Source organism: Sorangium sp. So ce448 (assembly GCF_051520915.1).
Lineage (GTDB): Bacteria > Myxococcota_A > Polyangia > Polyangiales > Polyangiaceae > Sorangium > Sorangium cellulosum_B.
The window spans coordinates 5,470,734-5,483,860 of sequence record NZ_CP150343.1; the positions used below are offsets into that span (position 1 = coordinate 5,470,734).

Sequence of the window (13,127 nt, forward strand, 5' to 3'; positions counted from 1 at the left end):
GCCAGTGCTATCACCTCGCGGCGGGCGCGACGAGATGCTGTTGGACGGGAGCAGCGCGAGGTGACCGACAGGACCGCGGCGCTCCGCATCATCGCCCGCCGATCCGCTGCGGCGCTCTCCGCGCTGGCCCTCGTCCTTGGCCCGCCCGGGGCCGCGCTGGCTCAGCCGCTCCAGGACAACGCCTACACCATCGACCTCTTCCAGGGGCCCATCCTGGCGCCGCTGCGCGTGACCGGGATCGCCGGCGCCTACGCCGGCTACGCCGAGGGGATCGCCGGCATGGTCGCCAACGCCGCGGCGCCCGCGCTCCGCGAGCCGTTCAGCATGCGCTGGTTCGAGTGGGACGTGGCCGCGTCGATCTCGCTGCCCATCGAGCTCTTCGAGAACAACGATTTCGACAACAGCGGCGACATCGATCTCGATTACTCGAATTTCGTGTACCTGACCCTCGGCGGCCAGCTCCAGGCGGGCGACTTCGGCGCCGGGGTCAACGCCGAGCTGCAACGGTACTCCCTGACGGACGAGGCCGGCGCCGAGACCACGGTCGTGATCGGCAAGTACCATTTCCTCGGCGGGGTGCGCCTGCTCGGCGACTCGCTCGTGCTGGGCGCCGGCGCGCGCGCAGTGACGCTCAACCTCCAGGCCGAGCAGACCGACCTGACCATGGCGGGCGTCTCCCCGGAGCTCGGGGTGCTCGTGCGCCCCGACTGGGCGTCCTACCGGCTCGGCGCCACGTTCCGATTCCCGGTGAACGGCGGCCGCTTGCTCGGCGAGGGCGTGGAGATGGACGGGCAGGTCCGCCGCGCCGGCGGGCTGATCCTGCCAAACGAGGTCGTCCTCCCCTGGGAGCTCGAGGTCGGCCTCGCCGTGCAGGTCGGACCGCGCCCGCTCAACCCGGCGTGGATCGACCCGCACGTCCAGGAGCGGGAGCTCCGGGAGGCGGTCGCCCGCAGGCAGGCAGCGCGGGAAGAGCGGAGGGAGCGCGAGCTCGGCGCCATCGACGACCCGGAGGAGCGCGCGCGGCGCGAGCGCGTCTTCGCGACGGAGAGGGCGCGCGAGCGCGCGGCCGACGAGCGCGAGCTCGCCGCTGGGCCCGCCATCCTCGAGGCGGAGCGGCGCGCGCGCTACTGGAACTGGCCGCGCGAGCACCTGCTCATCACGGCGGAGCTCCTCGTCACGGGCCCGGTGTCGAACGGGGTGAGCCTGGAGCGCTTCCTGGCGCAAAAGCAGCCCGGGAGCGAGCACGGACCGTCGGCGGTGGGCACGTCGGGCGCGCACGTGAGCTTCTCGCCGCGGTTCGGGATCGAGACGGAGCCGATCCCGGGCCGCGTGCACACGCGGTTCGGCAGCTACTACGAGCCGAACCGCTTCGGCCGCCTGGGGAGCGGGCGTGTCGGCCGGCAGCACTTCACGTTCGGCGCGGACGTCCGCGTGCTCTCGACGACCTTCTGGGGCCTGATCCCAGACACCGCCTTGACGCTGCAGGCGTCGATGGATTTCGCGCCTCGCTACGACAGCGTGAGCGCCGGCATCGGCGTCTGGCACTGAGCGCCGCGGCGCCGCTCACACCGACGACGCGCGGCCGAGCGCCGCGCGGCCGCTCACGCCGACAGCGTGCGGCGGTGTTGCTCTGCGAGCAGCACGCGGAGGTGGCTCATCCGGGCGGGGTCGCGCTTGCCGAACTCGTCGAGCGCCGCGGCGACCGCGACCGGAGCGCCGCCGCGGGGCTCCTTCCGGAGCGCCCTCGCCGCCAGCGCGAGCGCGCGGGGGCACAGCACCTCCTCGATGCAGAGCCGCGCGGGCGGCGGCCGCCACGCGGCGTCGCGGTAGCCCCCCGGCGGCGAGGGCTCCGCGAGGAGCGCGAGGCCCTCCGCCTTGGCCTGCAGCGCCGAGAGGATCTCGCGCTCGATCGCGCTGCCCTCCTCGCGATCGCCGGAGCGCTCGATCGTGAAGATCGGCTTCGGCGCGCCGCGCCTCGCGGCGCCGAGCCAGCCCTTCCGCCAGCGCACCGCCGTGGCCCTGCTGATGGTCGCCTCGCCGCGCGCGACGAGGCCCGTGAAGGCGCTGAGCATCAGCACCTCGAACGGCGAGAACGCGTCGCCGCCCTTCGCCCCCGCGATGCGCGAGAGGTTCGCGGCGACGACGGGGAGCCCCGCCTCGATCGCGTCCGAGGAGCAGAAGAGCGTCGAGCCCGCGCTCGTCGGGTGGAACCCCGTCAGGCTCACGCCCTCGCCGGCGCCGTACCACCCGAGGAGCGTGCGCACGGTCCCCCTGCGGGCGCCGTCGGCCGAGCAGTACGCCCACGTCGTGCCCCAGAGATCGAACAGCGACCGCACGATCCACCGCGCGAGCCGCGCGCCGAGCAGGACGCTCGCCGCGAACAGCGCGGCAGCCGCGAGGGAGTCGTCCGCGGCTGCGGCCAGGCCCGAGAGGAGCAGCCCGTAGAGCGCCGTGTACGCGAGCAGCAGCCCGCTCGTGATCGCGCTCAGGAACAGCTCGATCTTCGGCGACGCGCCGCGCGGCTCGGACCGCCGCCACACGGCGCGGTGAGGCGGCTCGCCGCAGCGAGCGCAAAGATCCGCGGGGCCGCATCGCCGCCGCGTCCCGCAGCCGAGGCAGATGTCGATCGGGGGCAACCGGCTTGGCATCGGTGGTCCAGAATAGTGGCGTATCCTCGGTTCGTCGCCACGACCGTGACCCCCGGCGCGGGCTCGCCGCGCGCACGGTTTCGCACACGCGCACAGGGCGGGAGCGCGCCCCTGACCGCTTCGGGGCTTGTCGTCGCGCCCTGTCCGGCGCATCGAGTCGCGCATGCCCCATCGCCGGCTCCGCATGGTCGCTGTCAGCCACCTCGCCGTCCTCGCCCTGTGCCAAGGCGTCGCCCTCGCGCAGCCGGCGCCTCCCCAGGGTCGACCGGGCCAGCAGGCTCAGCAGAGGCCGGGCCAGCAGGCGCCCGCGGCGGCCCCGGCGACGGCGGCCGCCGCGCCCCCGGCGATGCCGCAGCGCATCGAGGTGAACGACCCGGCGCTCGCGCCGGTCCCCCCGCCGGCGCGCACGCTGGCGAGCTGGAACGACGCGCGTGGGATGATCGAGCAGCGCTCGGTCGACTTCGCCATCGCCGTGCAGGAGGTCGCCCGCGCCGAGGGGGTCGCGCGGCGGGCGCTCGCCGCGGCGCTCCCGAGCCTCGACGCGCGCGGCGACGTGACGCACGAGCTGGCGGGCGGCGGCGCCGTGAGGCTCCCGCCGGGCATCGCTCCCGCCCCTGGGGAGCCGACGGGAGCGTTCCAGGGTGTCGAGGACGCGCCGACGACCGCGTCGGCGTCGCTCACGCTCCGCCAGCCCATCCTCGCCCCGCGCGCCTGGTACGGCATCGGCACCGCCAGGCGCTCGGTGGACATCGCCAGGCTGAGCCTGGAGGATCGCCGCCGCGTCACCGTCGGCGCGGTGGCGGACGCGGTCGTCTCGATCGTCACGGCCGAGCGGGTCAGCGAGATCAACCGGGTCGGGCTGCGGAGCGCGCTCGAGCGGCTCGAGCTGACCCGGCGGCGCGAGCGCCTCGGCACCGGCACGAAGCTCGATGTCGTCCGCGCGGAGCAGGACGTCGCCCTCGCCCGCGCGACGCTCGTGTCGGGCGACGAGGCGCTGCGCAAGGCGCGGGAGACGCTCGGGGCCGTGCTGGGCGAGCGCGGCGAGGTCGGCGTCCCGCAGGGCTTCTCGCTGAACGCGATCGCGGCGGAGGTGCAGTCGGAGTGCGCCGAGGCGCGCTCGGATCAGCGCGCGGACGTCCGAGCCGCCCGGGCCGAGCTCGAGATCGCGGAGCGCAACCTCACCGACGCGAAGCTCGCGTTCGCCCCGTACGTCGATCTGTCGAGCACGCTGAGCGCCCGCACCTCGATCGGGGACGAGTCCACCCGGAGGGCGCGGTCCTGGGGGTGGTCCATCAGCGCCGTGCTCACCGTCCCCCTCTGGGACGGCGGGGCGCGCTACGGCGATCTCCAGATCAGCAGGGCCGCGGTCGAGCAGCAGCGGGTGCGCCTCGGGGCGGTGGAGCGCACCGCGGGGCTCGAGACGACGCAGGCGGTCCGGGGCGTCGCCGTCGCCGAGCAGGCGCGCGCGGTCGCCGAGCAGTCGCGCGACCTCGCGCGCGAGACCGCGCGCCTCACGCAGGTCGCGTTCGAGGCCGGCACCGCGACGAGCTTCGATCTCGTCGAGTCCGGCCGCAGGCAGCGCGAGGCCGAGCTCGATCTCGCGGTGCGCGAGTTCGAGGTGGTGAAGGCGAAGATCACCGCGCTGCTCGCGTCCGCCTCGTGCAGATGAGGTGCGCGCAGGGCGTGCGCCCGCCGAGCGCGGCCGCGACCTCGCGCGGGGGTTGTGCCGAGCGACCGCGCGAGTAGGCTACGCGCCGATGGAGCGGCTCGAGAGCTACGTCGAAGGGCAGTGGCGCGCCGGCCAGGGCGCGCCGCACGTGCTCGTCAACCCCGCGACCGAGGAGCCGCTCGCCGAGACGAGCACGGACGGCCTCGACCTCGCGGCCGCGGTGGCGTTCGCGCGCGCCGAGGGCGGGCCCGCGCTGCGCGCGCTCACGTTCGCGGAGCGCGGCGAGCTGCTGCGCGCCATGTCGCGCGCCGCGCACGCCGAGCGCGACGCGCTCATCGACGTCGCCATCCGGAACGGCGGCAACACCCGCGGCGACGCCAAGTTCGACATCGACGGCGCGATCGGCACGCTCGCCTACTACGCCGACCTCGGCGCCCAGCTCGGCGACGCGCGGCTGCTCACGGACGGCGACGGCGTGCAGCTCGGGCGCTCGCCGCGCTTCTTCGGCCAGCACATCCTCGTCCCGCGCCCCGGCGTCGCGGTGCACATCAACGCCTTCAACTTCCCCGCGTGGGGGCTCGCGGAGAAGGCCGCCTGCGCGCTCCTCGCGGGCATGCCCGTCATCACGAAGCCCGCGACCAGCACCGCGCTCGTCGCGCTCCGGCTGATGAAGATCTTCACCGAGCGCGCCCCGCTGCCGCGCGGCGCGCTCTCCTTCGTCGCCGGCCCGCCGGGCGATCTCCTCGCGCACCTCGGCGGCGAGGACGTCCTCGCCTTCACCGGCTCGAGCGCGACCGGCGCCGCGCTCCGGCTCTCGCCCGGCCTCGTGCGCGACGGCGTCCGCGTGAACGTCGAGGCCGACAGCCTGAACGGCGCCGTCCTCGGCCCCGACGCCGCCCCCGGCTCCGAGACGTACGCGATGTTCCTGCGCGACGTCGTGCGCGACATCACCCAGAAGGCCGGCCAGAAGTGCACGGCGATCCGCCGCATCTTCGCGCCCGCGGCCGTCGTCGACGCCGTGCGCGACGACCTCGTCGACCGCCTCCGCGACGCGCGCGTCGGCGATCCCTCGCAGGAGGGCGTCACGGTGGGTCCGCTGACCACGTCCGATCAGCTCCGCGGCGTGCGCGCGGGCATCGAGCGCCTCGCGGCGGGCGCCGCGGTGGCGCTCGGCGGCGCCGCGCCCTTCGAGGCGATCGGGGTGCCCCCGGGCAAGGGGTACTTCGTGCCGCCGACGCTGCTCGTCGCGAGCGGCCCCGACTGCGCGCCCGCCGCGCACGAGCACGAGGTCTTCGGCCCCGTCGCCACGCTCTTCCCGTACGACGGCGGCGCGGCGCACGCCGTGGCGCTCCTGCGCCGGGGCCGCGGGAGCCTGGTTTGCTCGGTCTACAGCGACGACCGCGCCTTCGCGGCGGAGGTGCTGCTCGGCGTCGCGCCGTACCACGGCCGCGTCCTCCTCGGCAGCGAGAAGATCGCCGATCAGGCGCCCGGCCCGGGCACCGTCCTCCCTCAGACGATCCACGGCGGCCCGGGCCGCGCCGGCGGCGGCGAGGAGCTCGGCGGCCTGCGCGGGCTCCATTTCTACTCGCAGCGCACCGCCGTGCAGGGGTCGCGGCCGATCCTGGAGGCGATCCTCGGGGCGAAGGGCGAGCCCCGCCCCGCGCCGGCGAAGCCGTAGATCGCGAAGGCCGGGGTAGCTCTTTCCGTGGACTTTATGGTGAAGTCTCGCTCATGAGCGCGGGCCCGCAACTCATCGGCAAGACGATCGCAGGGCGCTTCCGCGTCACCGGGTTCATCGGCGAGGGCGCGATGGCGGCGGTCTACCGGGGCGAGCAGGACGCGGAGCCGCGCGACGTCGCCATCAAGATCATGCACCCGCAGCTGCTCGGCGACGAGACGTTCGTCACCCGCTTCTACCGGGAGGCGAAGGCGGCGTCGCGCCTCCACCACCCGAACACGGTGCAGATCCTCGACTCCGGCGTGGAAGGGCACCTGCCGTACATCGTGATGGAGCTCGTCGCCGGGCAGGACCTGTTCGAGGTCCTGCTCGCCGAGCGCCGCTTCTCCGAGGCCCGCGCCGCGCGGTTCCTGATCGGCATCACCGACGCCCTCGCCGCCGCCCACGCGCGGGGCATCGTGCACCGCGATCTCAAGCCCGAGAACGTGATGGTCATGCGGGATCCGGCGGATCCGTCGGTCGAGCGCGTGAAGGTGCTCGACTTCGGGATCGCGAAGATGGTCGAGAGGAACACCCGCGGCGGCGGCGACGACGGGCCGAACAGCGCGCCCATCAGCGTCTGGGGCTCGGTCACCACGGTCGGCGTGGTCGTCGGCACGCCCGCGTACATGTCCCCGGAGCAGTGCCGCGGCGACGTCATCGACGGGCGCAGCGACGTGTACGCGTGCGGGGTGCTCCTGTTCCTGCTCGTCACGGGCCGGCTCCCCTTCCCGCCCACGCCCGTCGCGTGGGAGGTGGCGATGGATCACCTCCGGAAGCCGCCGCCCGCGCCGAGCCAGTTCCTGCCGCAGATCCACCCTGCCCTCGAGGCGATCATCCTCACCGCGCTCGCGAAATGGCCGAACCAGCGCCAGCAGAGCGCGGCCGAGCTGCGCGACGAGCTCGAGCGGCTCCTCCCCCACCTGGCGGACGCGCTGCTCCCTGCCGCCCGGGCGAGCGCGCCCGAGGACGCGCCGACCCTCGAAGTGGCGATGCCGCCGTCGCTCCGGAGCACCATGACGGCCGCGCCGCCGCTGCGCGAGGGCGATCTGCCGCCGCCGGCGCAGCGGGGCGAGGCGCTGGCGAAGTCCGTGTTCCGCGAGGCGTCGCTGACGGACGGGCCGCCGTCGAGCGCGATCCTGTCGCTCGCCGCGACGCTCCCCGGCATCGCCCTCCCGCGCGAGGCGCCGGCCGGACCGACGTCGGACGACTTCTCGCGCACGCTCCCGGCGGTGCGGCGTCTCGTCGCGCCGACGAGCGATCCGCCGGCGAGCGACGTGGTGATCCACGATCGCAAGGACTTCGGGCCGCTCCTCCCCGCCGCAGGCGCCCGCGCGCCGTCCCCGAGGCCGGAGGCGCCGCGCGGCGCCGGCGCGCCCGCCGCGGCCGCGCCGCCGCGGCCGCGGCCGCCCTCGCGGTCCTCGGCCGAGAACGTCATCGAGATCGCGCCGGCGCCGATCCGGCGCGACCGCCGCCCGCCCGCGCGCCCGACGGACCTGTGGATGGTCAAGCTCGTGGTGCCGCTGGCGCTGGTGATCGGGCTGGCGCTCGGGGTGCTCGCCTTCTTCCTGAGCCGCTGACGCCTCGCGCCTCAGGCGCTGGCCGGCGTGACGGGCGCCTCGAAGGCGGCCCGGAGCGCCTGCGCGCGCAGCTCGATCGCCGCCGACGCGGGCGGCGGGACCGGCGCCTCCGCCTCGGCCGACAGCGCCATCGCGAACGCGTCGATCGCGGCCTCGACGACGCCCTCGATCGGGCGCGCCGCGAGCTCGTCGGGGGCGTCGTGGACCGCCACCATGCCCATCAGGACGGCGCGCACGTGGGCCGCCGCCCGCGGCGACGGCGCGGCGCCCCCTTCTTCGGCGCCGCTCGCGGCGCGCGCGCCGCGCGCCGCCGGCTCCGCGCCGGCCCGCGCCGCCCTCGCGATCTCGGCGGAGAGCGGCCAGCTCAGCCGCGCCACGAGCCGCTCCTGCACGTAGGCGCGGACGCTCGCGTCGGTGCGCTTGCGCTCCTCGGGCAGCGCCGCGATCGGGCGCAGGTCGGACGCGAGCTCCCGGCGCGCCGGCTCGAGCGCCTTGTCGATCGCCGCGGCGAGCGCGCGCCGCTCGCGGCGCAGGTACGCCGCGCTCGCGCGGAGCCGGTCGGCCTCGGCGCGCGCCCTCCGCCCGGCCTCGCGGTCCTCGGCCGCGCGCGCCGACGCCGCCTGGGCGAGCTCGGCCGCGATGCGGCCCGCCTTGCGGCGGAGCGCGCGCTCGCGGAGCGCGTCGCTCGCGTCGACGATCTGCTCGGCGAAGAGCGCCTCGACCTCGGCCCACCCCGACGCCGCGAGCGCCGCCTCGTCGCCGAGGCGCCCCTTCAGCGAGAGCCGCGCCGAGAACGCGATCGGCGGCGTGAGCGAGGCGATGGAGCTCGCCGCGAGGCTGTCGCGCACGTGCGCGAGCACCGTCTCCAGGGCGTCGGGCTTGAGCCGGTCGGCCTTGTTCGCGAGGATCTGCACGGGCACGCCGAGCGCGCTGAGCTCGGAGAGCACCCGCCGCTCCGACTCCTTCATCGCCTGGGGCGCGTCGAGCAGCCAGATGGCGACGTGGGCCTCGTCGAACGCCCGCCGCGCCTCGGCGATGTGATCGGGGTCGGGCGCGTTGAAGCCGGGCGTGTCGAGGATCTCGACGCGCTTGAGCCGCTCGATGGGCGCGTAGATGAACACCCGCGCGACCTTGTCCCCGGCGGCCGCGAGCGCGCGCAGCGTGTCCTTCAGCCCCGCGTGCGGCACGACGCGGTCCTGGCCGCCGCGCACGACGATGCGCGCGAACGGATCGGGCGCCCAGGCGACCCAGTGGAGCGTGGCGGTCGTCGGCAGGACGCCGGTCGGCGCCACGTCCTCGCCGAGCAGGGCGTTCAGGAACGTGCTCTTGCCCGCGTTGAACTCGCCCACCACGGCCGCGCGGAGCGGCCGCTCCCGCTCCACCGCGAGGGCCTCGATCGCCGCGAGCAGGTCGAGCCGGTCGAGGAGCTTGGCCGTGCGCGCGAGCTCGCGCAGCACGTCGCCCCACGCGGCGGCGGCGCGGGCCCCGGCGGGGCCGCCCGCGGGGGGCACCCACGCCTGCGCGATCGCGCGGCGCATGTCGTCGGCCCACGCCGCGCCCTCGCCGGTCACCGCGTCGAGCGCGTCGAGCGCGCCGCTCCCCTGCCCCGCGGACGCCATCGCCGCGGCGTCGCGCAGCCGGACGAGGTCGGGCGGCAGCGGGGGCGCGGCCGCGCGGCGCGGCTCCTTGTCGTCGCCGTGCTCGTCGTCGTCCTTGCCGCGGGCGACGAGCGCGTCGAGCGCGCCGAGGTCGCGGGTCTCGACGGCCATGCGGAGCAGCGCCGCGGCGGCCGCGCGGTCGCCCGCGGAGAGCCCGCGCGCGAGCGCCTGCCGCGCGTCGTCGCGCCGCCCCTCGGCGAAGGCGAACGCGGCGGCCCAGGTCGGCTCGTCGAGCGCGCCCGCGGCGCGGACGACGCGGCGCACGCGGTCGACGACGAGCACGTCGCGGGAGGCGGCGACCAGGGCGGCGCAGAGCTCCGCCGCGCCGGGGACGTCGAGCACGAGCGCCCGCAGCCCGAGGTCGAGCGCCCGCCCCACCACGGCGGGCGGCAGGGCCGCCGCGGAGGAGCCCGCCGCGGGGAACCCCGCCGCGGCGCTCGCCTCGGCCAGCGAGAGCCGGGCGAGCACGAGGGCGGCGCGCCCCTCGATCGCGGTGGGCTCGCCGAGGATCTCCGCGGCGGCGCGCGCTCCGTCGAGATCGCCGTACGCGAGCGCGCACTCGGCGCGGCGGAGGGCCACGTCGCGGTCGGGCACGGTCGTGAGCGGCGCCGGGATACGGTCGAGCCAGCGCTGCGCGCGGGCCGGGTCGCCCGCGGCGAGGTCGAGGTCCGAGAGATCGAGCAGCGCGAGGCGCGCCGCGTCGCGCTCCTCCGGCGCCGACGTGGCCCGCTCGAGCGCGTCGCGCGCGCCGTCCCAGCCGATGCGCTGCCCCGCGCGGCCGAGGCGGAGCCACACGTCGGCGCGCCACGGGACGCGCTTCGCGAGATCCGTGAGCGAGGCGACGACCTCCTGGTCGAGCCACGCGTCCTCCGCGGCGTCGGCCCAGAGCGCGAGCCCGACGGCCGAGTCGGGCAGCACGGAGAGGATGGTGCGGGCGTGCTCGCGGGCCTCGAGGGGCATGCCCTTCGCGAGCGCGGCCTCGGCGGCGCTGCGCTCGTTCTCGAGGCCGAGGGCGAGGATCTCGACCCGCCCGAAGAACCGGTTCAGCGCCTCGACGAGCCTCGCCATGGGCCGGATGAAAGCCTCCCCGGAGGGCGGTCGTCCAGGAAGAAGCGAAGGCTGGAGCGGCGGGCGGCGCGCGGCGGGGGATCAGGCCGGGGGCCAGCCAGGAGCTCGCCGGAAGGGCTACGGGGCGCGCGCCATCGGGCAGCGGAGCCGGCCGGGTGACCGCAAGCGGCGCGCTGGCCTTCGCTGATGCTCCGCATGCGCCACCGACGGACGGACCGGCAAGGACAAAAGGTACGCCGCGTCCATACGCTTGGGGTACTTACGAGGGCGCCGCGGACCGCACCGCGGGGGTCGGTAACGATAACGATCGTCATGCCAGGCAACCGCATCACGGAAATTCTCGCGAAGGGGCTGCGCTCGCTCGCCGATGTGCGGCTTCAGCTCGACGGTCTCACCATCCTCATCGGAGACAACGGCAGCGGCAAGAGCAGCCTGATCGAGGTGTGCGAGCTGCTACAGCGCGCGGCCGGCGGGAGCTTCCTCGAGGATCTGCACAAGATCCACGGCGGTCTCGGGGGCCTGCTCCGCGTCGGCGCCGAGCACATGGAGCTCGGCCTGGTCTTTGCGCCCGACGGTGACTCCTACACTAGATACGAGTACTCCTTCGCGCTCGACAGGAGCGGAGTCATCCTGCGCGAGAGCCTTGATTGGGTCCGCGGTGAGGTCGATGACAGCGACGCTGTCGTGGAACAACGTATCTGTATCATCTCGCGCGAGGCGGGGCTCTCCAGGAGTAACTCGTTCAGGTTTCTGATCGATGAGAAAGGAGCTGCACCCGTCGAAACCGCCATCGATCCCAGGCGGCTGGCGCTCTCTTCCTTCGGCGAGTTCCCACCGCATTGGCTCGTGGGTGAAGCGCTGGCCGTGCTCCGCGCGATCGACGTCCACGTTCCCTTCGACACCACGGCGCGCTGGGTGCAGCGCTCGCGCGGTCAGCATTCGCCCTTGCGCAGCGCTGCGACCATCGAGCCAACGGAAGCGCTGTCGCGCTTCGGAGCCAACCTCTCGAACGCATGGAGCGCGCTCAAGAACGATTTCTCCGAGGCGCACTGGCGCGAGACGATGGACTACGTCCGTCTGGGCCTCGGTCCCGACGTCGAGTCCGTCAACGTGCGCGCCGATCCAGGCGGCGGCGCTATCGCCCTGCGGCTCAAGTACGCCGGCCTCGACGAGCAGATCCCCTCGTTCGCGGTCTCCGACGGCACGCTCACCTACCTCGCGTTTGTGGCTCTCTTCCGGCTGAACACGAAGAAGAGCCTCATCGCCTTCGACGAGCCCGAGACCCACCTGCACCCCGAGCTGCTCCAGCGCGTGCTCGGGTTCTTCGAGGCCATGGCGAAGGAGCGCCCGGTGCTGCTCGCGACGCACTCCGACCGGCTGCTCGACGGCCTCTCCGACCCGGCCCGTTCGGTTGTCCTCTGCGAGCTTGATGAGCACCGCGCCACGAGGCTCGTGCGGCCCGACCCGGAGGCGCTGCGAGACTGGCTCACGGACTACCGCGGGCTCGGTGACGTGCGTGGAGCCGGCCACGCGGCCTCGATCCTGACGCGGCGGGAGGGGGCGTGACCCCGCTCGCGGTGATCCTGTACGAAGATCAGCGAGGCCCGGAGAAGGAGTTCGGCCTTCACAACCTCGTCGTCGCGTGCGTGACCGACGACGCCGGGGAAGACCGCTTCGCGCTCCGGAGGAAGCTCGACGGCCGGCCGATGAAGGGCGTGCAGAACCTGCTGCGGAGTTGCCGGAAGGACATCCGCCGCTTGAGCGCGAAGGGCCAGCAGATCTTTGTGCTCGTGGACGACGACGCCATACGCCACCAGCTCAAGCATGAGGGCATCACGGAGAGCGCCGAGGACGCGGCGGTGGTGCGTGCGATCAAGGACAGGTGCGACGCTCCGGAGCGGCTCCACGTGTTCCTGCTGAAGGAGAACACGGAGACGGTCATCAAGGCGGCCGAGCAATGCGACAAGGACCTCGCGCGATCGCTCGTAGCGCAGGCGCTCCAGAAGGACGTCAACGCCCGCGACGCGATCTTCAACAGGATCTCGTGGCAACCGGATCGCGCCGTGCGCGATTGCATCCGACAGCGCGTGGAGGCGATCCTGGAGATCGTGAAGGCGCTCACCGCGCTCGTGCGCCGAGGCGACGTCAGCGCCTGAACGGGGGCGGGCGAAGCCGGCCGGGTCTCGACCTGGACCACGCCCGAAAACGAGGCGGCCGACAGGCGCGGGCCCAGCTCAGCGCCTGGCGACGAGCGTTCGACCTGGTCCCGACCTGGACCTGGTGACGAGCGTTTGGCCAGGTCTCGACCTGGACCGAGCCCGGAACGTGAGCGCTTGTTGTTAGAGTGAACCTGTGCCGGCAGACATCGTTACAGGGCGCGTCGACGCGCTGATCGTCACCGCGCTGCAGGACGAGCTCGAGGCAGTCCTCGCGCTCGGCGATGGCGGTCGAGACGGCTGGCGAGAGGCGCGGGATCCAGGCGGGTTCCCGTACTTCGTCCGCGACCTCTCGAACGACCGTGGCGAGCCGCTCCGCGTCGCCGCGGCGTGGTCAGGGCGGATGGGCGAGAGCGCTGCGGCGGCGAGGGCGCAGGGGCTCATCGAGGAGCTCGATCCAGGGTGCCTCGCGATGTGCGGCATCTGCGCCGGCAAGCGCGGCGAGGTGTCGCTCGGCGACGTCATCGTCGCCGACCGGGTCTACAGCTACGACGAGGGCAAGCGCGTCGCTCACCACGGCGGTGAGGGCGCGTTCTTCCACGACATCTAGACGTACAACCTCGAGCGCACG

Annotated in this window: 9 protein-coding genes; 7 read left to right on the forward strand and 2 right to left on the reverse strand. The window is 74.6% G+C overall.

All coding sequences use genetic code 11. The features are described 5' to 3' along the window. Positions 1-60 precede the first annotated feature (60 nt). Positions 61-1,548 carry a hypothetical protein gene (locus WMF45_RS20545; protein WP_437718574.1) on the forward strand — a complete coding sequence of 496 codons (1,488 nt, stop codon included), beginning with the start codon at positions 61-63 and terminating at the stop codon, positions 1,546-1,548. A 53-nt stretch (positions 1,549-1,601) separates the two neighbouring features. On the opposite strand, the gene WMF45_RS20550 is transcribed toward WMF45_RS20545, so the two are convergent. Continuing rightward, positions 1,602-2,648, reverse strand: coding sequence for a hypothetical protein (locus tag WMF45_RS20550; protein ID WP_437718575.1), 1,047 nt, complete (start codon positions 2,646-2,648; stop codon positions 1,602-1,604). Positions 2,649-2,811: 163 nt separating this feature from the next. Between WMF45_RS20550 and WMF45_RS20555 the strand changes: the two genes are divergently transcribed. The 3 genes from WMF45_RS20555 to WMF45_RS20565 all read left to right on the forward strand — a co-directional run bounded on the left by WMF45_RS20555 (position 2,812) and on the right by WMF45_RS20565 (position 7,614). After that, positions 2,812-4,317: a TolC family protein gene (locus WMF45_RS20555; protein WP_437718576.1), complete on the forward strand. Its 1,506-nt coding sequence runs from the start codon at positions 2,812-2,814 to the stop codon at positions 4,315-4,317. Positions 4,318-4,405: 88 nt separating this feature from the next. Beyond that, entirely contained in the window at positions 4,406-5,995 is a 1,590-nt protein-coding gene (locus WMF45_RS20560) for a 3,4-dehydroadipyl-CoA semialdehyde dehydrogenase (protein WP_437718577.1), read from the forward strand. Between the two features lie 53 nt (positions 5,996-6,048). After that, a complete protein-coding gene (locus WMF45_RS20565; protein WP_437718578.1) occupies positions 6,049-7,614 on the forward strand; it encodes a protein kinase domain-containing protein in 1,566 nt (521 codons plus the stop codon). Positions 7,615-7,625: 11 nt separating this feature from the next. On the opposite strand, the gene WMF45_RS20570 is transcribed toward WMF45_RS20565, so the two are convergent. Continuing rightward, entirely contained in the window at positions 7,626-10,340 is a 2,715-nt protein-coding gene (locus WMF45_RS20570; protein WP_437718579.1) for a dynamin family protein, read from the reverse strand. A gap of 312 nt (positions 10,341-10,652) precedes the next feature. On the opposite strand from WMF45_RS20570, the gene WMF45_RS20575 reads away from it, so the two are divergent. From WMF45_RS20575 to WMF45_RS20585, 3 genes are all read left to right on the forward strand, one after another. After that, positions 10,653-11,906: an AAA family ATPase gene (locus tag WMF45_RS20575; protein WP_437718580.1), complete on the forward strand. Its 1,254-nt coding sequence runs from the start codon at positions 10,653-10,655 to the stop codon at positions 11,904-11,906. Further along, positions 11,903-12,496 (forward strand): hypothetical protein, encoded by a 594-nt coding sequence (locus WMF45_RS20580; RefSeq protein ID WP_437718581.1) that lies wholly within the window; start codon positions 11,903-11,905, stop codon positions 12,494-12,496. Before WMF45_RS20575 ends, WMF45_RS20580 begins: the two co-directional genes overlap by 4 nt. 196 nt (positions 12,497-12,692) lie before the next feature. Then, complete coding sequence (locus WMF45_RS20585; RefSeq protein WP_437718582.1) at positions 12,693-13,106, forward strand: phosphorylase family protein; 414 nt, start codon at positions 12,693-12,695, stop codon at positions 13,104-13,106. Positions 13,107-13,127 lie beyond the last annotated feature (21 nt).

Coding starts and splice junctions, on each gene's coding strand:
- WMF45_RS20570 (WP_437718579.1), bottom strand. CDS start 10,340: ATGGCGAGGCTCGTCGAGGCGCTGAACCGGTTCTTCGGGCGGGTCGAG.
- WMF45_RS20575 (WP_437718580.1), top strand. CDS start 10,653: ATGCCAGGCAACCGCATCACGGAAATTCTCGCGAAGGGGCTGCGCTCG.
- WMF45_RS20560 (WP_437718577.1), top strand. CDS start 4,406: ATGGAGCGGCTCGAGAGCTACGTCGAAGGGCAGTGGCGCGCCGGCCAG.
- WMF45_RS20550 (WP_437718575.1), bottom strand. CDS start 2,648: ATGCCAAGCCGGTTGCCCCCGATCGACATCTGCCTCGGCTGCGGGACG.
- WMF45_RS20565 (WP_437718578.1), top strand. CDS start 6,049: ATGAGCGCGGGCCCGCAACTCATCGGCAAGACGATCGCAGGGCGCTTC.
- WMF45_RS20555 (WP_437718576.1), top strand. CDS start 2,812: ATGCCCCATCGCCGGCTCCGCATGGTCGCTGTCAGCCACCTCGCCGTC.